17 protein-coding genes are annotated in these 19957 nt (G+C 42.9%); 2 read left to right on the forward strand and 15 right to left on the reverse strand.

The features are described 5' to 3' along the window. Window positions 1-5 precede the first annotated feature (5 nt). The 13 genes from VIM89_RS22420 to VIM89_RS22480 all read right to left on the reverse strand — a co-directional run bounded on the left by VIM89_RS22420 (window position 6) and on the right by VIM89_RS22480 (window position 13592). Complete coding sequence (locus VIM89_RS22420; RefSeq protein ID WP_488158427.1) at window positions 6-2321, reverse strand: NADP-dependent malic enzyme; 2316 nt, start codon at window positions 2319-2321, stop codon at window positions 6-8. Window positions 2322-2420: 99 nt separating this feature from the next. Further along, a complete protein-coding gene (locus VIM89_RS22425) occupies window positions 2421-2675 on the reverse strand; it encodes a DUF7660 family protein (RefSeq protein WP_488158428.1) in 255 nt (84 codons plus the stop codon). 97 nt (window positions 2676-2772) lie between these two features. Then, window positions 2773-3933: a lytic transglycosylase domain-containing protein gene (locus tag VIM89_RS22430; RefSeq protein WP_488158429.1), complete on the reverse strand. Its 1161-nt coding sequence runs from the start codon at window positions 3931-3933 to the stop codon at window positions 2773-2775. 65 nt (window positions 3934-3998) lie between these two features. Further along, the gene (gene gatA / locus VIM89_RS22435) at window positions 3999-5426 is read right to left on the reverse strand and encodes an Asp-tRNA(Asn)/Glu-tRNA(Gln) amidotransferase subunit GatA (RefSeq protein ID WP_488158430.1); all 1428 of its coding nucleotides are present in this window, start codon (window positions 5424-5426) and stop codon (window positions 3999-4001) included. Window positions 5427-5518: 92 nt separating this feature from the next. Continuing rightward, entirely contained in the window at window positions 5519-5707 is a 189-nt protein-coding gene (gene tatA, locus VIM89_RS22440; RefSeq protein WP_488158431.1) for a twin-arginine translocase TatA/TatE family subunit, read from the reverse strand. Window positions 5708-5738: 31 nt separating this feature from the next. Continuing rightward, window positions 5739-6206 carry a Sec-independent protein translocase subunit TatA/TatB gene (locus tag VIM89_RS22445; protein ID WP_488158432.1) on the reverse strand — a complete coding sequence of 156 codons (468 nt, stop codon included), beginning with the start codon at window positions 6204-6206 and terminating at the stop codon, window positions 5739-5741. A 58-nt stretch (window positions 6207-6264) separates the two neighbouring features. Then, window positions 6265-7557 carry a murein hydrolase activator EnvC family protein gene (locus tag VIM89_RS22450; protein ID WP_488158433.1) on the reverse strand — a complete coding sequence of 431 codons (1293 nt, stop codon included), beginning with the start codon at window positions 7555-7557 and terminating at the stop codon, window positions 6265-6267. A gap of 18 nt (window positions 7558-7575) precedes the next feature. Next, window positions 7576-8364: a lipoprotein insertase outer membrane protein LolB1 gene (gene lolB1, locus VIM89_RS22455; protein WP_488158434.1), complete on the reverse strand. Its 789-nt coding sequence runs from the start codon at window positions 8362-8364 to the stop codon at window positions 7576-7578. Continuing rightward, the gene (locus tag VIM89_RS22460) at window positions 8342-10084 is read right to left on the reverse strand and encodes a tetratricopeptide repeat protein (protein WP_488158435.1); all 1743 of its coding nucleotides are present in this window, start codon (window positions 10082-10084) and stop codon (window positions 8342-8344) included. The genes lolB1 and VIM89_RS22460 overlap by 23 nt, the downstream gene beginning before the upstream one ends. A 1-nt stretch (window position 10085) precedes the next feature. Then, a complete protein-coding gene (gene dut / locus VIM89_RS22465) occupies window positions 10086-10520 on the reverse strand; it encodes a dUTP diphosphatase (RefSeq protein ID WP_488158436.1) in 435 nt (144 codons plus the stop codon). Then, window positions 10517-12004, reverse strand: a complete 1488-nt coding sequence (locus VIM89_RS22470) for a lipopolysaccharide biosynthesis protein (RefSeq protein ID WP_488158437.1) — start codon at window positions 12002-12004, stop codon at window positions 10517-10519. Before VIM89_RS22470 ends, dut begins: the two co-directional genes overlap by 4 nt. A 19-nt stretch (window positions 12005-12023) precedes the next feature. Next, complete coding sequence (locus VIM89_RS22475) at window positions 12024-12305, reverse strand: acylphosphatase (protein WP_488158438.1); 282 nt, start codon at window positions 12303-12305, stop codon at window positions 12024-12026. Between the two features lie 114 nt (window positions 12306-12419). Beyond that, on the reverse strand, window positions 12420-13592 hold the full coding sequence (locus tag VIM89_RS22480) for an amidohydrolase family protein (RefSeq protein WP_488158439.1): 1173 nt from the start codon (window positions 13590-13592) through the stop codon (window positions 12420-12422). Window positions 13593-13763: 171 nt separating this feature from the next. Between VIM89_RS22480 and rlmN the strand changes: the two genes are divergently transcribed. Beyond that, complete coding sequence (rlmN, locus tag VIM89_RS22485; RefSeq protein ID WP_488158440.1) at window positions 13764-14825, forward strand: dual-specificity RNA methyltransferase RlmN; 1062 nt, start codon at window positions 13764-13766, stop codon at window positions 14823-14825. A gap of 27 nt (window positions 14826-14852) precedes the next feature. Then, on the forward strand, window positions 14853-15551 hold the full coding sequence (locus VIM89_RS22490; protein ID WP_488158441.1) for a ComF family protein: 699 nt from the start codon (window positions 14853-14855) through the stop codon (window positions 15549-15551). Between the two features lie 94 nt (window positions 15552-15645). On the opposite strand, the gene VIM89_RS22495 is transcribed toward VIM89_RS22490, so the two are convergent. Both VIM89_RS22495 and VIM89_RS22500 read right to left on the reverse strand, forming a co-directional pair. Further along, on the reverse strand, window positions 15646-18786 hold the full coding sequence (locus tag VIM89_RS22495) for a PAS domain S-box protein (protein WP_488158442.1): 3141 nt from the start codon (window positions 18784-18786) through the stop codon (window positions 15646-15648). A gap of 14 nt (window positions 18787-18800) precedes the next feature. Beyond that, a partial coding sequence (locus VIM89_RS22500; RefSeq protein WP_488158443.1) for a serine hydroxymethyltransferase occupies window positions 18801-19957 on the reverse strand: 1157 nt, incomplete at its 5' end.

Here is a 19957-nt window from a genome sequence, read left to right on the forward strand (position 1 = left end):
GATTATTAACGTGTACGTGAATTTGCGTTATTAGTTACATTTTCGGCGTTTTCTGCCTTTCCCTGTGCATCTACCACGGCAATGGTCACCATGTTTACGATTTCCCTTACTGAGCTGCCCAGCTGAAGTACATGTACCGATTTTTTGAGTCCGAGCAAAATCGGGCCGACAGCCTCAGCTCCGCCAATTTCCTGCAGCAGTTTGTAGGCGATGTTACCTGATTCAAGGTTAGGGAAAATCAGGGTATTCGCCGGGGCGCCGTTTAGTGATGAAAATGGGAAATTATCCGCCAGCAAGCTTGAGTTCAGGGCGAAGTTGGCCTGCATATCACCGTCTACTATCATATCCGGGTAGCGTTCATGCAGTTTGCGAACTGTTTCGCGGGTTTTATAAGGTATAGGGCCTTCGTTTGAGCCGAAGTTGGAGTAGGATAGCACTGCGATACGGGGTTTAATGTTGAATTGTCTTACCGAATGATCGATCAGCACGGTAATATCGATGAGCTCATCAACAGTCGGGTCGACATTTACGGTTGGGTCGCCTATAAATACCGGGCCCTTGTTGGTCATCATCAGGTACATGCCGGCCACACGGTTTACTCCCTCTTCAATACCGATGATCTGCAATGCAGGCTTAATAGTCGATACGTAGTCTTTTGTCAAACCGGATATCAACGCATCGGCCCTGCCAAACTGAACCATACAGACACCATAATAGTTACGCTGATGGGTCATCTTACGGGCTTCGTGCAGGGTAATGCCCCTGCGCTGGCGTTTCTGGTACAGGTATTCAGCATACTCTTCAAAATTGGCACAGTCCTCGCGTGGGTCGATGATTTCGACGCCATCCAGTTCAAGCGCGTTATCTTTGATGATCTTTTTGATTCGGGCTACATTACCCAATAAGATCGGAGTAGCTATTTTTTCTTCTTTTACTATCTCAGCAGCCCTTAGTATTTTGTAATTGTCAGCCTCGGCAAACACCACACGTTTTGGATTTTGTTTAGCTTTATTGGCGATGTTACGCAGCAAGCGATCATCAGCACCGATTCTTAGACGAAGTTGTTCACGATAAGCATCCCAGTCAGTAATAGTTTGACGCGCTACTCCCGACTCAATAGCCGCTTTTGCTACCGCAGATGAAACCTCGGTGATCAAACGCTGATCCATTGGTTTTGGAATGATATAATCCTTACCAAACTTCAGGTTATTGGTATTATAGGCCAGGTTAATCGCTTCCGGAACGGGCTTTTTGGCCAGATCGGCAATGGCACGCACTGCCGCCAGTTTCATTTCTTCATTAATGGCTGTAGCCCGAACGTCCAGTGCTCCCCTAAAAATGTAGGGGAAACCAAGCACGTTATTCACCTGGTTTGGATAATCCACGCGTCCGGTTGCCATCAAAATATCCTTGCGTGCCTGAACGGCAGTATCGTAATCTATCTCGGGCACCGGGTTGGCCATGGCAAAAACGATAGGGTTTTTAGCCATCACCTTCAGCATTTCAGGCTTTACTACATTGCCTGCAGAAAGACCGATAAACACATCGGCATTTTTCATGGCGTCCATCAACGAGGTAATGTCCTTGCGGTCGGTGGCGAATTGCATACGCATTTCGTCCAGGTCTGTACGTTGCGGGGTGATCAAACCATTGATGTCGAACATCACCAGGTTTTCTTTCTTGACTCCTAACGACAGGTATATCTTTGAGCAGGAAACAGCGGCTGCGCCGGCGCCGTTCACTACCATTTTTATCTTATCAAGCTTTTTACCCTGTATCTCGCAGGCATTCATCAATGCCGCTCCCGATATGATCGCTGTGCCATGCTGATCGTCGTGCATCACCGGGATCTTCATTTCAGCTTTTAAGCGACGCTCTATTTCGAAACAGGTTGGTGCTGATATATCTTCCAGATTAATACCTCCGAATGTCGGCTCAAGCGCCTTTACAATATTCACGAATTCATCAACCGTTTTAGCATTCACCTCCAGGTCGAACACGTCGATATCGGCATAGATTTTAAACAGCAGTCCTTTTCCTTCCATCACTGGTTTACTGGCTTCGGGACCGATGTTGCCCAGTCCCAGAACGGCTGTGCCATTGGTGATCACTCCCACCAGGTTGCCCTTGGCGGTATATTTATATACATCATCTACGTTATCGGCTATTTGCAAACAGGGATCGGCAACACCCGGAGAATAAGCGAGCGTCAAATCCCGCTGCGAATTGGTCGGTTTAGTCGGCACAACCTGTATCTTTCCGGGGCGTCCGTTCGAATGGTAATCGAGCGCGTCCTGTCTGCGTACATTAGGTTTATCCATGGTTATAATTTCAAGTCCCAAAATTACAATTCTTTTTGAGCCGTGTAAAAATAAAAGCCTACACGGTTGTGAAGACCTCGCCTCTAAAATCGAGAATTATTATTCATAAATTTTTGCGCCTAAAAAAATGTGTGCAAAAGTCCCCCAATCAGGTTTGTCGGCATCAATATTTTGCTTAGTATTATGATAATAACCATCAATATCTTCCGAATATCTGCTCATTGCTTCTAAAAGTTCGGGAACGGTTTTGTTCTCCCAAGTAGCTGGATTTTCGACGTAATCCTTTGATAATAAATCAAGAAACTTTGCAAAGTCCTGCCTGGTTCTAACTTTGAAAGTGTAAAGCTCTTCCATGGATTGAATATATAGTTAAAACTAAATATACTGATATAAAAAAAGCCCGGCTCTATATATAATTAGAACCGGGCCTTCAAATATTGTTATTAGCCGATCAACCTTTGCTGATCTGCTGTGCTTTATGACTCACACTATATGAAAAATACTGCCTGTCCGGATTTCTGCGTGAACGCTTTTTCGATCTGTAATAGCTATTCAACTCCGTTTCGGCAGCTTTATCCACAGAATATTGCAGCATATTTCTATCCAGTTGTATATAACCCAGATCAGCATTGATCGAGTTATATAAAGTAGTGTATTTTTCTTTAGCTGATTGCGGGATCACCAGTGTTTTTGGCGCTGATGGACTGCCATTGATGATCATCACTTTATATGAAGGGTTCAACTGTGTCAATTGTGCAAGGCTGATATTCAATACCCTTGCAACACTGTTCAATGAAATAAATTTATTTACCAACACGGTATCAGTTTTCATTGCTGATAAATTGCAGGATTGAGGAACGATATTATATTTTTTATAATAGTTCATTACATAAGTAACAGCGATATAAGCAGGCACATAACCCCTGGTTTCTACTGGTAAATATTTTTGGATCGACCAGAAGTCGGTTGCGCCATTTGCTTGTTCAATTGCTCTCAGCACATTGCTTTTTCCGCAGTTGTAAGATGCGATGGCAGTCAGCCAGTCGCCAAATTGCTGGTAAGCATCTTTCAGGTACGCTGCTGCTGCATAGCTTGATTGAATAGGATCACGGCGTTCATCAACGTAACTATCTATGTTTAGACCGTATATTTTAGCAGTCGGGCCCATAAACTGCCACGGACCGGTAGCGCCAACTCTCGATACGGCATAAGGATTCAATTGAGATTCAACGATCGAAAGGTATTTAATCTCCTCCGGAATGCCCATATCATGGAAAACCTTTTCGTAAATCGGGAAGTAATATTTGGTAAGCCCCAGGATACGGCCCAGGCTCTCGCGCTGGCTACCCATAGTATAGGTATCAATGTAACTTTGAACATAGGGATTGTAATCCAGTGGAACTTCCTTTTGAATAGAATCCAAACGGCGTTTGTAGATACTGCCCTGGTATGGACTTACCTGCGCAGCATTTAAAACAGGCACCATAATGGTATCCTGAACACCATCTCTGGACGGAACAAAAGTACGGGACGAATCGCGGAAAAGTTTGGGGGCAGCGTTAACAGCATTCAACGAACACAGTAAGAAAACGCTCACTAATAATCTCTTCATTTCTTAACCAGGCTTGATTTTATGCCGTTACCCCAACGAAAATCTTTCCTAATTTATTAAATTTCTTATAGTGTTAAGAAATATTTGGAAAAATTTAACAGTTCCTGCTCTGCAAAACGCTTGGTGAGAAGTTGTAATCCTAATGGCAAGCCCTCATTGTTCGTTCCGGCAGGCAAAGAAATTGCTGGTACCCCGGCTAATGATGCTTGTACGGTAAAAATATCATAAAGATACATTACAACAGGATCTTTTTCTTTTTTGCCTAACGGGAACGCTGGTTCGGGTGCCGTAGGGGTTAAAATGAAATCGAATTCTTCTAATAAACTGTCAGTTTTTTCTTTTATCAGCCTGCGAACTTTCTGTGCTTTAGCGTAATAGGCGTCGTAATAACCGGCGCTCAAAACAAAAGTACCCAGCATGATACGGCGTTTTACTTCCTTGCCAAAGCCTTCGGAACGCGAACGTTTGTAGGTTGATTGCAGGTCAGTTGCCTGCGGACTACGGTAGCCATAATGCACACCGTCATACCTTGCCAGGTTGGATGATGCTTCAGCCATGGCCAGTATATAATAAGTTGGCACGATGTAATCCAGGTATTCAAAAGCAATTGGTGTTACGGTATGACCTTCCGCACGAAGCTTGTCGATATATTGAACCATCGCGCTCTTTACCTCATCATCTACCCCGGGGCTTGATATGGCTTCCTGTAAATAAGCGATCTTCTTTTTTGATTTATCAGGTGACAATGCACCGGTATATTTTGGGAGTGGTGATTGTGACAAAGTACTATCATATTCATCAGCCCCAGCCATTACCTCAAGCAAAAGCGCGGCATCTTCTACAGAGCGTGTTATCGGTCCAACCTGGTCAAATGACGAGGCATATGCAATAATACCATGCCTTGAGATGCTGCCATAAGTTGGCTTTAATCCAACCAAACCACAAAAAGAAGCTGGTTGTCTTACTGAACCGCCTGTATCGGTACCAATAGCCGCATGGCATAAATTAGCCTGAACAGCTACTGCTGATCCTCCCGATGATCCCCCCGCAACGCGGTTATTATTAGCATGATTTTTTACCGGGCCATAATAAGAGTTCTCATTGGAGGCCCCCATAGCAAACTCATCGCAATTGCAGCGACCGATAATCACGGCATCTTCTGCAAGCAGCCGTTCAACAATGGTGGAAGAGTAAACAGAGGTAAATCCGTCTAATATTTTGGATGAGGCGGTTACTTTATGCCCTTTATAGCAAATATTATCCTTAATGCCGATTACCATACCGGCAAGGCGACCTGCGGTTCCTGCTTTAATACGTGCATCAACTGTTTTTGCATTGGCAAGCGCCTCTGTTTCAAAAACCTCGTTAAATGCATTCAGATGTGCATTTGATTTAATTTGGGCGAGATAGTTTTTCACTAATCCTTCTACAGTGATCCCGCCTGCCTGAATTTCCCTCTTTATTTCATCCAAAGAGGAATAAAACTTAGTCATGGGCCTAAAATAAAAAACTTATCCGTTGAAATAGAAATTTCAGCAGATAAGTTTATATCAGCAATTATTATGGAGAATTAACCCGAGAAAGATTAACCCTTTTTTTCTTCTGTTGTAGTGGTAGTATTTGTTGGGTTGCTGCTTTCGCCGTTCTGAGCGTCTTTGAACTCTTTCATACCCTTTCCTAACCCCTTCATTAATTCAGGGATTTTTTTACCGCCAAACAGTATCAATATTGCAATGATGATCAGAATAATTTCTGGTGCGCCTAATGAGCCCATGTTTTTTAATTTTTATGTTACTTACTTTTATTTATTCGTGTGTTGTTTTAGCAGCTTCAGTATGTGTTTCCGTGCTGGCCGTTTCCGCATGATGCGTTTCGGCTGCATGGTTTACTTCTGAAACTTTCCCATAGTTTTCGTTGTAAGGTATGGTATTAGGTACACCCTGCGTTTCCGGCGTAGGGTTGGTTGCGTTTTCATGGTTGGCAGCCTCTGCCTCCTTTATTGCAAGAAGCTCTTCTGGTGTAGGGGCAGGTAATAATTCGGGCTTAGGTTCTTCAACCTGTGGTTCTGGTTTTCTTTCTTCGTAATTATTGATCTGGTTAGTTATCTCGCGTTTTACTCCTTCCGAAGCATCCTTGAAATCTCTTATCCCTTTCCCCAAACCACGCGCAATTTCAGGAAGCTTTTCGCCGCCAAAAAGCAACAATGCCACAAAAATGATAAGGATCATCTCAGGACCGCCAATATTCAAGAACAATAAAACACTACCAGACATACATCAAAAATTAATTTACAAATATACAGATTAATATGGGACAAATTTCAAATAATTATTATTGAGGTGTTAACCAGGCAGCCGGGTTAACCGGTGTTGAACCTTTCCATACCTGGAAACTAAGCTTAGGAATGCCTGTCCCTGTTTCAAGCGCCACAGTCCCGATATTTTGTTTCGTGCTTACTTTTTGGCCAACAGATACACTTACTGTTTTCATATTTGAATAAGCCGTAAAGTATTCCCCGTGTTGTATAACAACGAAATAGGTACCCATAGTATTGTGTACCGCTCTCACATCTCCCTGGAAAACAGCCCTTACAGAGGCATCCTGGTTGGTTTTTATATCGACACCATTACTTTCGCTGGTGATGCCCTCGTTCATATATTTCCCGAACCCCTGCACAACAACCCCATTTGTTACCGGCCATGGCAAACTACCCCTATTACCCAAAAAGTCGTTTGATAAACGGGCAGCTTCCGGCGTAGCATTCAGCACCTCGCTGGTAGTTGATTTTGAGGTAATTGTTTTCGGCGCGTTTGTAACATTTTTGTTAGCAGGATTTACCCCTGCAGCGGCAGCAGCAGCGGCGGCGGCTCTTGCAGCAGCTTCGGCTCTTCTGCGTTGCTCTTCGATCTCTCTCCTGATGGCCGCATTAATTTCCTGGTTGGTCTTTGCGATCTTACGCTGCAGGTCTTTTTGCTGATCTTTCAACTGCCCTTGCTGGCGGGAAAGATCTGCCACCACCTGGGTTTGATCTTTCCTCTGTTTGCCGAGTGTTTCCTTTTCCTTAACCTGGTCGTTCAGCAGTGTATTTTTTTCTTTTTTGGTATTATCCAGTTCGTTTATTTTTATGTGGAGGTCTTTCTCCGTCCCCATAATGTAATTCGCTTGCCGCTCCCGGTACGATGCAAATTGCTGCAGATATTTCAGACGCTTATAGGATTGGTTAAAATCCTTCGAGGCAAAAATAAACATGAGCTTGTTGTACGAACTCTTATTTCGATAAGCAAACAATATCATAGCTGCATATTGCTTGCGCAACTGATCTAGTTGGTTTTGTAAGCTGTGAACGGTATTGTTACTTTCAGAAATTTGATTGTCCAGTAACCTTACCTGCGAGTTGATATTGCTGATCTTTTGCTCACGCAGATTGATCTGTGCCTTCAATAAACTAAGCTGCTTTAATGAGCTGCGTTTATCATTTACCGTCTGTTCATATTCGCGGTTAAGCTTTTCAAGTTCCTCGTTATATTTATCACGGCGCCTTTTCAATTCATCGCTGCTTTGTGCGTGCACTCCTACAGCTACAAATAGACCGATCAAAAAGAATACTACTTTAAAAAATTTCATTAACCAAAAATATAAAAATTACTTAGCCGGATTATAACCCGACGGGATACTAAAAGGAAATTCAAGCGGCTGATCAAAATCAGCTTTAATATAATGCAGGCTCATTTTCACCTTCTTCTTCGGCATTACCGACGACAGATCAATCTGCGATGCCAGAATCCTGTTTGTCGCAGGAATAAACACGCTGTTGTCTACCGTTAACGACTGCCCCGCAACCAAATCGGATAATTCTGTATGATTTGCTTTCAGATCGGCTCCTAAAACCAGTTTATAAGCCAATTCCTGCAAATTGCCTGTCATTACCGTGCGACCGCTATCTGCCTGTAATTTCGCATCATCATTTATCAGTTGAGGTATAGCATTGCCCACCAAAAGCGCCTCTAAAGAGTCAAAATTAATCTGGTGACTGGTATACGAATAAATGTATGAAAATGGCTTTTGCAAGTATAGCCCCTGTAATTTATTGATCACCAAAAGGCTGTCAGGGGTAATCAATGCCCGGGCAACTTCGATGCCCGCAATGGCAGTAATGGAAACCCATATTTTCTGGCCCTTTTGTATGCGAACATTCAACGTTACATTATTACTGCTGCCGTTGATATCCAGCATCGTTTTTGCCTTGCCCGAGAAGGTATTATAGCTTAGCTGGCTCGACCGGATTGCATCCAGCTTGTTAAGCGATTTATCAGGAACAGTTGTTACCGGTTTAGGGGCTACTATCGTTTTCTTTTTCGCTTTGCAGCCAAACACAGCCAGCGAACCACAAATACAAACAATAAGCAGCTTATTCAACGTATTTCTTCTCATTTATTTTTCTGTCTAAAATGGGTGAACCTCCGCCGTTATCTTTTGCTTTCTTCCAGTTTTGCAGGGCAGCATCCGCATTGCCCAATTGAAACATAATATCGCCATAGTGCTCGTATTGTACCGGACTGTTGTCTTTATTATGTGCCAGAGCTTTTTCCATCCAGGTTTTTGCTTCAGTATATTTTTTTTGCTTAAACAATATCCAGGCATAAGTATCTTCAAATGAAGCCATGTCAGGCTGAAGCTCATTAGAATGCTTCGACATCTCAGCAGCCTTTTCTAACTGGATACCACGCACCGAGAGGTAATAAGCATAGTTGTTTAGTGTATAAGCATTATCCGGATTATAGGTCAAAGCTTTTTCGTAAGCCTGATCTGATTTGGTGAGATCATTTAGTGAATGATAACAATCTCCCAGAGAGGAATAAGCCTGAGATAAAAGCTCTTTATCCTGAGTCTCCAGTTCGGAGGCATTTTTCACGTATTCAACCGCCTTTTTGAAGTCTTTTTTCTGCTGATAACAGACGCCGACCAGGTAATTAAGCCATGCCTGGTTAGGGAAAAGTGATAGTGCATCCTGCCCGTCTTTTAAGGCGCCATCGACATCGTTGTCGCTTAGTTCTAACCGGATCAGTTGCTCACGCACCTCGTATACCTGTCCATTCATTTGAACCGACTTTTTATAATTCTCTTTCGCCTCTTTGTACTTGCCGTTCTGTAAAAGCATATCGCCGTACAAAGCAAAAGCTCTTGAGTCATCCGGATGTGCAACGGTAAGTAGCCTGCTTAACTCCAATGCACTGGCTTTCGCATTGGGATCAGGAAATTTCGGAACATAGTTCAAGACGATCTTTAATTTCTGATCGATATCCAGATCAGGAATGGCAAAAGCAGTGGTTAGCTCCTTAAAGCTGCGTTCGTTATCTTTTTTATCGCGGTAAATATCGGCAAGAGCTAAATGAACTTGTCCATTATTGGGGTCGATCTTTTCAGCAGATTGCAATGTTGCAAGCGCTTTATCCTGTAGGTTGTTTGAATTATAAACCTCGGCAAGGAACAGGTAGTATCTTACCTGGGTAGGGTTATCCTTGATCATCGCCTCCATATCGGCAGCAGCCTGGTCTATTTTTCCTTGTTTCAGGTAGATTGCCTGGCGCTTGGCCATAAGATCATCGGTAATACCGGAGATTTCTTCTATCTGTTTATAAACGGCCAAAGCATCGTCATATCTTTTTTGCAGAAAATAAACGTTAGCCTTGTCGTAGTAATAGTCTACTTTATCCGGATCGATCCTTATGAGTTCATTGAAAACATTCTCAAGCTTATCAATCTCGTTATTCTTTTCGTAGCAATCAGCAAGGCCAACCCAGTACCATTCGTTATCAGGTTTTACCGTAACCGCTTTTTCAAGAAAGTCGCGGGCGTCGGAATAGTTATTTTTGAGTTTAGCAAGATTAGCCAGTTCGAAAAGCGTAGCGTCATTCTGCGGGTCCATCGAGAGTATCTGGTTAAACTCTTCGGTAGCCAGGGTAAAATTCTCAACTGTCTTCTCACGCAATGCCGAAAAGAAAAGCTGGCGCACCATCAAACTGTCGTCGGCATTCATAGGTTTACCTACAACCATTACCACACGATTTGCCTTGCCCGATTTGTCATTTTGTGCAAAGACTAAACCCGGCAACACCATAAAACCTAAGAATATGCCCAGTCCGTATCTCATCTTATCCTACTCCTGTATGTCCGTAACCGCCGGCACCGCGTGTTGTTTCGTTCAATATTTCCACCTGCTGCCACTCCACTTTCTCGTGTTTGGACACGATCATTTGTGCTATCCTGTCTCCTGTGTTGATCTCAAAAGGTTCAGTTGACAAATTGATCAGCAACACTTTTATCTCACCGCGATAATCTGCGTCAATTGTTCCCGGAGAATTAACAATGCTGATACCATGTTTGTATGCTAATCCACTTCGCGGCCTGATCTGCGCTTCATATCCTTCGGGCAGTTCAATATGTAATCCTGTCGGGATCAGCTTGCGCTCCATCGGGTTAAGCAGCACGGTGCTTTCCAGGTCGGCACGCAGGTCCATGCCTGCTGAGTGTATAGTTTCGTAAGCAGGTAAAGTATTTTTCGACCTGTTGATTATCCTGATGTTCATCGCTTGCTGAATATGGCTTTTAAGTCCTTGCGTTCAAAATAAAAAGCTGCAAGGGCGTATAATAATAATAGAGCGTCTCCTGCAAATATATTCCTCTTAAAAATATAGAACGAAAGAAAAACGATTAAAATTGAGGAAATTATATACGCCAGGTTCTTTTTTACATTGTACGGAATCGGGTAGTTTTTTTGCCCCCAGATATAGGATAAAATCATCATTACGGTATACGCAATAAGCGAGACCCAGGCCGATGCCATATAGCTGTATTTAGGGATGAACAGCACATTCAATACTATCGTCAGGATAGCACCGATACCAGAAATATAGAGTCCATACTTAGTTTGATCGGACAATTTGTACCACACAGAAAGGTTCATGTAAATACCCAGGCTCACATAGCCGAACAACAGCGGTGGTACTACATCCAACCCAACCCAGTATGAGCGGTTATTAACGTAGTATTTCAATATCTGGATATTGGTGGTAACTGCCACGAAAGTTATACAAACCGTTATCACAAAATAATTCATGATGCGGGCGTAAGTCTGTCCTGAATTTTTGTTTTTGGCATGATTGAAAAAGAAGGGTTCGGCACCCAATCTGAAAGCTTGTATAAATATGCTCAGGAAGATCGAAATCTTGGCACAACCCGAATATACACCGACCTCATGCTCACTAATACTCGGATCCAATATTTTACCTAAAAGCAGCTTATCAAGATTTTCGTTAATAATATATGACAGGTTAGCGATCAGGATGGGCCAGCTGTATATCAGCATGCTTTTAAACATGTCGCCATCAAACTTTATCTGAATTTGAAGAAGCTCGGGCAGGAGCATCAAAAAGGTGATAAAGCTTGCCACTAGATTCGATAAAAACACATAACCTATCCAGCCTTGCACATACCATTGCTTAAACCATTCTGAGCCTGCCGAATGATGTCTGATCATATAAGGTACAGCAAATATGAAAAACAGGTTAAGCGTTACCATCACGATGATATTTACCAGCTTAACTACACCATAACGAATGGGTCTGCCATCGGCGCGCAACTTTGCGAATGGGATAACACACCAGGCATCAAGCACCAGGATGCCGATAAAATATTTGATATAAAGCTCGAACTGATCTTGTGGTGTATCCTTGCCTATTTTTATAAATCCGGCGATAGTATGTGAAAATGGGAAGGTCAGCAGAAGAAATGCTACCGACATCATAAATACTACCCAAAAGCCATTGTTGTAAACCTGCTTTTTGTTTGCATCGTCCTTATTCAGGTATCTGAAAAAGGTAGTCTCCATTCCGAATGACAGCACTGCGTTAAGGATAGACGCATAGCTAAACATAGTGCTGAAAATACTGTAAATAGATGGCAGATAAGCGGTAGTATAAAGTGGGGTGAGTAACGAGCTAAGTAATCGCTGAACGATTGTACTAAAGCCGTATATAGCCGTTTGGCCCGCGAATTTTTTAGCTGTTGACAATGATAATTTTTTACGAGGCTTAAAATAGCCTCTTTTTTACAACCTCAAAATTACGATAGTTTTTCAATTCCCCTTCATGGCTTTCTACCGAAGTCACTTCCGCATTTTCAGGTCCTTCCCTGCACCAATCCAAAAATAACTCCATGCTCATTTTATCCCCTTCGGCAGCTATGGCAACATCACCATTATCTTCATTTTGCACATAGCCTTTTATACCCAGCTGGTCGGCTACTGCCTTTGTGGAAGCCCTGTAGAATACGCCCTGCACTTTGCCCTTTACTGTTATATCGAGGTGGATCATTGAAGTTGTAATGTTGAAAAGTTTGAAAGTTGCAAAGTTAGGGTCTTATCCAATACGATTAAGCTTTATGAATTAACATTCCAACTTTTCAACCTTACAACTTTTCAACCGAAGTTAAACCAACCTCTTCACCTTACTTTCAGCAGTAATTTTAAGACCGTCCAAACCAGTGACCAGGTTCAAACCAGGTGTTTTGCCTGTTTCCAGCGTTCCTTTTTCATCAGCAATACCCAGGTAACGAGCGCCATTGATGGTACCCCATTCAATCAATTTTTGTAAACCGATAGCAGGGAACTTTTCCTGTATCAATTGCATCTCGTGCAGGATAGATAGTTTAGTATTTGACGCGAGGCTGTCAGTACCGAGGGTAATATTGAAACCCTGATCAACGAAAAGATCAATCTTTGGCAGCCTGTTTTCGATATATTGATTAGCACCTGGACAAAAGCAGAAATGCACTTTGCGGTCGAAGCGTTTTATGAAGTAAATATCTTTTAAGTTCGTGTAGGTATTATGCACAAACAAAATATCCTGTTTGTTGCTTAACAGTGGCAAAATAGATTGCAGTGAGTTACGCGCCTGTGACTTAAAATAGCTGATATCCATCCCGAAATGATCGTACAGATCAAGGAATCCGCCTAAACGGTAGCGGTAAAATTTATTTTCCTCTTCCGTTTCCTGGTTATGTATGCTAAGCAGATTAGTATGGGCATCGCTGTATTTTTTTATCAGCCTGAACAATTCTTTTGATACCGAATACGGTGCGTGCGGTGTAACAGAGGCCGATTGATTTTTAAATTCTCCCAAAAGCGCCATTGACTTATCAAAAGTACTTTCGGCCTTGTCGGGCATAAAGCTGAAGGCCTCAACAAACGTATGATAGTAGATATTGCTTTTGGCTTTTATTGCAACGCTGACATTGCTGTTTGAGATATCACCAACGGCCACTATTCCGTTTTCATACATGTCTTTATCAGCTTTTTCAGCGGCTTTTAGTATGGTGGCGTTATCGGCGTTCCGGAGAGATTGTATTTCTTTAATGAAATTGATGAGCCCTTTTCCTTGCGATAGCTTGTCCTTCAGATGGGATAACTCGAGGTGACAGTGCGTATTGATGAACCCCGGACAAAGAGCTCCTTTTAAATGTTCAACTTCGCTGAGCTTAACATTTGGAGGGGGTATGTCGGATACAGAAATGATCCGCCCGTGGTCATCAATGGTGACCACACCATTTTTAATCGGATCGGCATGTACAGGAAAAACGTAATCGGCTCTAAAACTTTTCATTAAAAAATAATTTAAACCTATTGCTCAAAACGTTTTCCGTCTAAACATTCGCGCCCTGACACCCCACTTTTATCAAACACAATAGCTAACTGCTTATTGTTCTGATCAAAAGATTACAAAAAGAATGTTTATCCAAAAGGCAGACTTTTTTTATTTCCGTACCTTTGCACTGTGAAAAGTACTGGAAATAAAATTGATATCCGCAACCTGAGCCTCGAGGCTTTATACGAACATTTTACTCAAATGGGAGAAAAAAGTTTCAGGGCAAAGCAAGTTTATGAGTGGTTGTGGAAAAAATCATGCATTTCTTTTGACGAAATGAGCAATATTTCAAAAGAACTCAGGCAAAAACTGGATGAAAATTTTATAATCAATAACGTAAAAATTAACAACTCACAGTTTAGCGCCGATAAAACTATAAAAAATTCTTTTATTTTATATGATAATCATTTAATTGAAGGAGTACTTATTCCGGCCCCCGAGCGCATGACAGCCTGTGTTTCGTCGCAAGTTGGCTGTAGTTTAACCTGTAAATTTTGTGCAACAGGCTATATGGAGCGCAAACGCAATCTTAACCCAGACGAAATTTACGACCAGGTGGTGCTGATTGACAAGCAGGCTAAAGAAAATTATGGCTTACCGCTAACCAATATTGTATACATGGGCATGGGCGAACCACTGCTCAATTATGCCAATATGATGAAATCGGTGGAGCGTATTACGGCGGAGGATGGCCTGAATATGTCACCCAAGAGGATCACCGTTTCAACAGCAGGCATAGCCAAAATGATCAAAAAGCTGGGTGACGATCAGGTTAAGTTTAACCTGGCGTTGTCATTACACGCAGCCAACGATGAGAAGCGCAACACCATTATGCCGATCAACGAGCAGAATTCATTAAAGGCCCTGGCAGACGCTTTAAAATACTATTTCGCCAAGACAAAAAATCCTGTTACATACGAATACATCGTCTTTAACGACTTTAATGATGAACTGCAGGATGCTGCCGAATTAGCTAAATTCTGCAAGCATGTACCATGTAAGGTAAACATTATTGAATATAACCCCATTTCGTTTGCCAATTATCTGAATGCAGGTGAAGATAAGATTGAAGCATTTGCTGCTTACCTGCGGGGACAGGGCATTATAACCAATGTGCGTCGCAGCCGTGGAAAGGACATTGATGCAGCCTGCGGACAGCTCGCCATAAAAGAAAAAGCAAAAGTTTCCTGATCGCCTAATTTCTGCTAAATTGATGGCATGAAATTGCAGACCGGCTACTGGGCCGATTTTGTCTCTCTATTATTCCCCGAACTTTGCCAGGCCTGCGGCGAAAGCCTTGTTGCTGGCGAAGATCTGCTTTGCCTCGATTGTCGCTATAATCTGCCATTTACCGATTTTCATCTGAAGCCGGATAATATGGTAGCCCAGCAATTTTGGGGAAAGATCAACCTGGAAGGCGCTTATGCTATGTGCTACTTTGCAAAAGGCGGTAAGATCCAGCACCTGATGCATAATTTTAAATATAAAGGTGTACAAGAGATCGGCAACCTGCTGGGTAATATAGCAGGAGAGCAATTATTGAAAAGTCCGGTTTTTAAAACTGTGGATGTGATCATACCTGTCCCGCTGCATAAAAGCAGGTTGAGAAAAAGAGGCTATAATCAGAGTATGTGTTTTGCCGAAGGTTTGTCTGAAAAGATGGGAGTCCCGGTTGATGAAAACAACCTGGTAAGGATAAGAGCGACCGAAACGCAAACGCACCGCTCGCGCTTTTCGAGGTTCGAGAATATGCAGGAGGTATTCGCCCTCACTGACACCGAAGCATTAAGAAATAAGCATATTTTGCTTGTAGATGACGTTGTGACAACAGGCTCAACACTGGAAGCCTGCGGCGCTGAATTATTAAAGGCGGAAGGAGCGAAACTGAGTATCGCCACGATAGCCTGCGCCGAGTGAGACGTTCATTGGTTCACTGGCTCATTTGTTCATTGGTTTTGTCGCCGAATAGCAGACACCAATGAACTATTGAACTAATAAACTAATGAACCAATCAACTAACCTTCTGATACTTGGCCAGTTTATCGTATAAACCTTTAGGGTCAAATGGTTTCAGAACGTAATCGTTCATTCCTGCGCGGGTGATCTCGTTCACTTCGCTGGTCAGCATAGATGCGGTTAGCGCTATGATCGGTAATTGCTGGAAGTAGGTCTCGCTCTTCGACCTGATGATCTCGGTAGCTTCCAAACCGCCCATTACAGGCATATGAATATCCATCAGCACAACATCGTAGTCAGCCTTTCCTTCAATTTTAGCTACTGCTTCCAGGCCATTCTCTGCAAAATCAACCGTCGCACCCCATTTGGTGATCACTTTATTGATCAGTAACCTGTTGATCTGGTTGTCATCAACAACCAGGATGTTTAATTGTAATTCTGTTTCCACTGTACTGTTATTAATATCTGTATTACCTTGTATTTGTCCTTTATTAAACCTCGCTGTAAACCAGAAACTCGAGCCTTTGCCCGGTGTACTGTCCACATTGATCCTTGATCCGTGCAGCTCAACCAGCTTCTTGGTAATTGCCAAACCTAAACCGGTTCCGCCATATTTACGCGTTGTATCTGCTTCGGCTTGTTTAAACGATTCGAATATCGTATCAATTTTGTCCGCAGCAATACCGATACCGGTATCATTAACGGCAAAACGTATTGTTACATTGTTCTGGGTCTGTTCAATTACCTTAAGGTCGATGGTGATACCACCTTCTTCTGTAAATTTAACAGAATTCCCTGCAAGATTTAACAAAATCTGGCATATTCTTGTCCGGTCGCCCATCACCACATCCGGCACTGCCTTGTCTACGTTCCCTTTCAGGTAAATGTTTTTATCATTCACCCTGAACTGCATCGACTTGGTGATACCGTCTATTAATTCGCGTAAATTCACCTCGGCCGATTCAAGCTCAATGTTGCCTGTTTCGATTTTGGTAAAGTCGAGCACGTCATTGATCAGGTTCATCAGGTTCTCCGCTGAGAACTTCAGAATGCCCAGATTTTCCTCCTGTGCTTCCAGGTGATGATCTTCCTGCAGCAGCCGCGACATACCAATTACGGCATTTAGCGGCGTACGGATTTCATGACTCATCACAGAAATGAACATATCCTTCGCCTTGCTTAATTGCTGCGCTTCTTCCTTAGCATCTATTAACTGAAACTCGGCCTGTTTTTTATCAGTTATGTCGATAACAACCTCGATGTATTTTTCAACCTCGCCTTTATCATCCAGGATAACAGAGTTGATCACCGATATCCAAAGCGGTTTTCCATCCTTGCGATAAACCTGCAGGTCGACCTCAAATGATTTTTTGTTTCTAGATAGCTGCCGTGCCTCTTCAATTACTGCAACATCTGTAAGCTCGCCTTTTAAAACATCGCCCAGGTGTTTGTTCTGCACATCCTCTAATCCATAGCCGGTTATGTTTTCAAAAGCACTGCTCACCCATTCCACCATGCCATTTTTATTGTTGATGACAACACCACTGGTAGTGCTGCTTGCTACTAATGATAACATGGTAAGACGCTCTTCTGCCATCTTACGTTCTGTAATATCTACCACAACTCCTACCTGATGTTCGGCATAACCGATTTCGTTGTAAAACGGACTGTTATTGATATACACCCATGTTGGCATGCCTCCCTTACGATAGGCCTTCATTTCTACCGTATAGGGTTTATTTTGCTCAAGAGATTTCGATGCCTTTTCGAAAACCTCTAAATTTGTTTCCGGGCCAACCAGTATGTCGCCAAATTTCCGGCCTTTCATTTCTTCCAGTGAGTAACCGAAGATGATTTCCAATGCTTCGTTCATCCAGATCACATGGCCTTCTGCATCGCGTATCAGCATACCTGTCGACGACTTGGACGCAGCAAAAGAAAGCAGTTCTAAATCCTGCTCGGCCTTCTTTTTTGCAGTAATGTCCGATATGATCCTGATCTGTTTGATGACTTCGCTATGCTCATCCCTCAATACCGATTTCATCACGGATATCCACATCGGGTAGCCGTCTTTATGCTTAATGAAAAGTTCTATTTCATAAGGCTGATTTTCAAGCAACAACTTATCTAATCCCTCACTGGTCATCTTACTGCTCAGCTTTCCTTTCAGTACCTCGCCTAAAAATTTCGATTCAACATCTTCTAACGAATAGCCGGTGATGTTTTCAAAACCGTCATTTACCCAAACAACCTCATCTTTGGCATTACTGATCACCACACCATTATCTACCTTGCTTGCTACCAATGACAGCTGCTCCAATTGTGCGGCAATTTCTTTTTGCCCAGTAATATCGCGTCCGCTGGCATACCATTTGTCATTGCTGTAGGATACAGACCAGCTCATGCACCTGATCTTACCGCTTTTGGTAACCACAAAGGTTTCTATCTCAAAAAATCGTTTCTGGCTTTTGATGCCCTTTCGCAATACTTCAAGCGACGCGCTTTTGCTTTCCTGTAAAAAGAAGTTCCAGATAGGCTTTCCTGCCAGTTCTTTTGGTTGATAGCCTAGGGTTTTATAAACAGTATCGTTAATTAACTGAATATTGAAATCACGATCGGTGATACAATGTACCTCGCCCGAATTATTGAAAAGATTATAGAATTCTTCGTGCTTGATCAGGCTTTCTTCGGCCTGTTGCTTTTCTTTACGCAAAACCAATTGCGCCATTACTTCCGAAGCCAGAATCCTCAAAGCATCGCGCTGATCATCGGTCAGCTCACGCGGAATCTGGTCGATAACACAAAGAGAACCCAGCCGGTGACCATTAGGGTCGATCAGCGGGGCTCCGGCATAGAAACGCACATGGGGTTCGTTCTGCACATAGGCGTTATCCCTGAAAACATCAGATTTTAAGGTATCCTTAACCTCAAAAATATCATTGCCCATAATGGTATGGTTACAAAACGCATCAGAACGTAATGTTTCCGTACCATCCATACCAATCTTCGACTTAAACCACTGCCTGTCAAGGTCGATAAAGGTGATCAGGGACATAGGAACCTTGCAGATATAAGATGCAAGGCGTGTAATGGCATCATACTCTTTTTCCGGCAGCGTATCCAGAATATTATAAGACTCAAGTGCGTTTAAACGCTGGTATTCAGTATCGGAAATAAATTTTTCTTGTAATGCCATTCGTAATCAGATCCCTAATCACGGTACAATGGAAAATCTTCCATTAACCGATGGACCTTTTTACGTATTTTTTTCAAAGAAGGTTCGTTGTCCGGATCGATAATTACGGCGTCGATGAGCTCTACAATGTACTCCATTTGCTTCTCTTTTAAGCCGCGTGTAGTGACAGCTGCGGTACCTACACGGATACCTGAAGTAACAAACGGCGACTTATCGTCAAACGGCACCATATTTTTATTTACAGTGATATCGGCAGCTACAAGGGCATTTTCTGCTGCTTTACCGGTGATGTTTTTATTACGCAGGTCGATCAGGATCAGGTGATTATCTGTACCACCAGAAACAATGTCGTATCCTTTTGCAACAAATGCACGGGCCATTGCATCGGCATTCCTTTTCACCTGGAAGATATACTTCATATACTCTTCGCTCAACGCTTCTTCAAAAGCGACGGCTTTGGCAGCGATGATATGCTCCAGCGGACCGCCTTGCGTGCCAGGAAACACAGCCATATCCAATATAGCCGACATCATTTTGATCTCGCCTTTTGGTGTTTTTAAGCCCCATGGGTTTGGAAAATCCTTACCCATCATGATCATACCGCCACGTGGGCCACGCAGGGTTTTATGTGTGGTAGTGCTAACGATATGGCAATGCGGAAGCGGATCAGTTAATAAACCTCTTGCGATCAGACCGGCAGGGTGTGCAATATCGGCCAGCACCAAAGCGCCAACTTCGTCAGCTACTTTACGGATAAACTCATAATCCCAATCGCGTGAGTAAGCAGATGCTCCGCAGATGATCAGTTTTGGTTTTTCGGCAAGTGCCACTTTTTTAAGCTGATCGTAGTCAATACGACCGGTTTCTTTTTTCACCCCATAAAAATGAGGCTCATATAATTTACCTGAAAAGTTTACAGGCGAACCATGCGTTAAGTGACCACCATGAGAAAGGTCAAAACCTAATATTTTATCGCCCGGCTGCAATACCGCAAGCATTACTGCCGCGTTTGCCTGTGCACCAGAGTGTGGCTGTACGTTAACCCACTCGGCATTAAACAATTGCTTAGCGCGCTCGATAGCTATGGTTTCAATTTCGTCAACCACCTGGCAGCCGCCATAATAGCGTTTGCCCGGTAAACCTTCGGCATATTTGTTGGTTGCAACAGAAC

This window comes from Mucilaginibacter sp. (assembly GCF_036568825.1).
GTDB lineage: Bacteria > Bacteroidota > Bacteroidia > Sphingobacteriales > Sphingobacteriaceae > Mucilaginibacter.

Excerpts from the sequence above, each read along its gene's own strand:
- VIM89_RS22490 (WP_488158441.1), top strand. The coding sequence starts at position 14,853 with ATGAAATTGCAGACCGGCTACTGGGCCGATTTTGTCTCTCTATTATTC.
- VIM89_RS22480 (WP_488158439.1), bottom strand. The coding sequence starts at position 13,592 with ATGAAAAGTTTTAGAGCCGATTACGTTTTTCCTGTACATGCCGATCCG.
- VIM89_RS22495 (WP_488158442.1), bottom strand. The coding sequence starts at position 18,786 with ATGGCATTACAAGAAAAATTTATTTCCGATACTGAATACCAGCGTTTA.
- VIM89_RS22475 (WP_488158438.1), bottom strand. The coding sequence starts at position 12,305 with ATGATCCACCTCGATATAACAGTAAAGGGCAAAGTGCAGGGCGTATTC.
- dut (WP_488158436.1), bottom strand. The coding sequence starts at position 10,520 with ATGAACATCAGGATAATCAACAGGTCGAAAAATACTTTACCTGCTTAC.
- VIM89_RS22420 (WP_488158427.1), bottom strand. The coding sequence starts at position 2,321 with ATGGATAAACCTAATGTACGCAGACAGGACGCGCTCGATTACCATTCG.
- lolB1 (WP_488158434.1), bottom strand. The coding sequence starts at position 8,364 with ATGAGAAGAAATACGTTGAATAAGCTGCTTATTGTTTGTATTTGTGGT.
- gatA (WP_488158430.1), bottom strand. The coding sequence starts at position 5,426 with ATGACTAAGTTTTATTCCTCTTTGGATGAAATAAAGAGGGAAATTCAG.
- VIM89_RS22460 (WP_488158435.1), bottom strand. The coding sequence starts at position 10,084 with ATGAGATACGGACTGGGCATATTCTTAGGTTTTATGGTGTTGCCGGGT.
- VIM89_RS22445 (WP_488158432.1), bottom strand. The coding sequence starts at position 6,206 with ATGTCTGGTAGTGTTTTATTGTTCTTGAATATTGGCGGTCCTGAGATG.
- VIM89_RS22450 (WP_488158433.1), bottom strand. The coding sequence starts at position 7,557 with ATGAAATTTTTTAAAGTAGTATTCTTTTTGATCGGTCTATTTGTAGCT.
- VIM89_RS22430 (WP_488158429.1), bottom strand. The coding sequence starts at position 3,933 with ATGAAGAGATTATTAGTGAGCGTTTTCTTACTGTGTTCGTTGAATGCT.
- VIM89_RS22425 (WP_488158428.1), bottom strand. The coding sequence starts at position 2,675 with ATGGAAGAGCTTTACACTTTCAAAGTTAGAACCAGGCAGGACTTTGCA.
- tatA (WP_488158431.1), bottom strand. The coding sequence starts at position 5,707 with ATGGGCTCATTAGGCGCACCAGAAATTATTCTGATCATCATTGCAATA.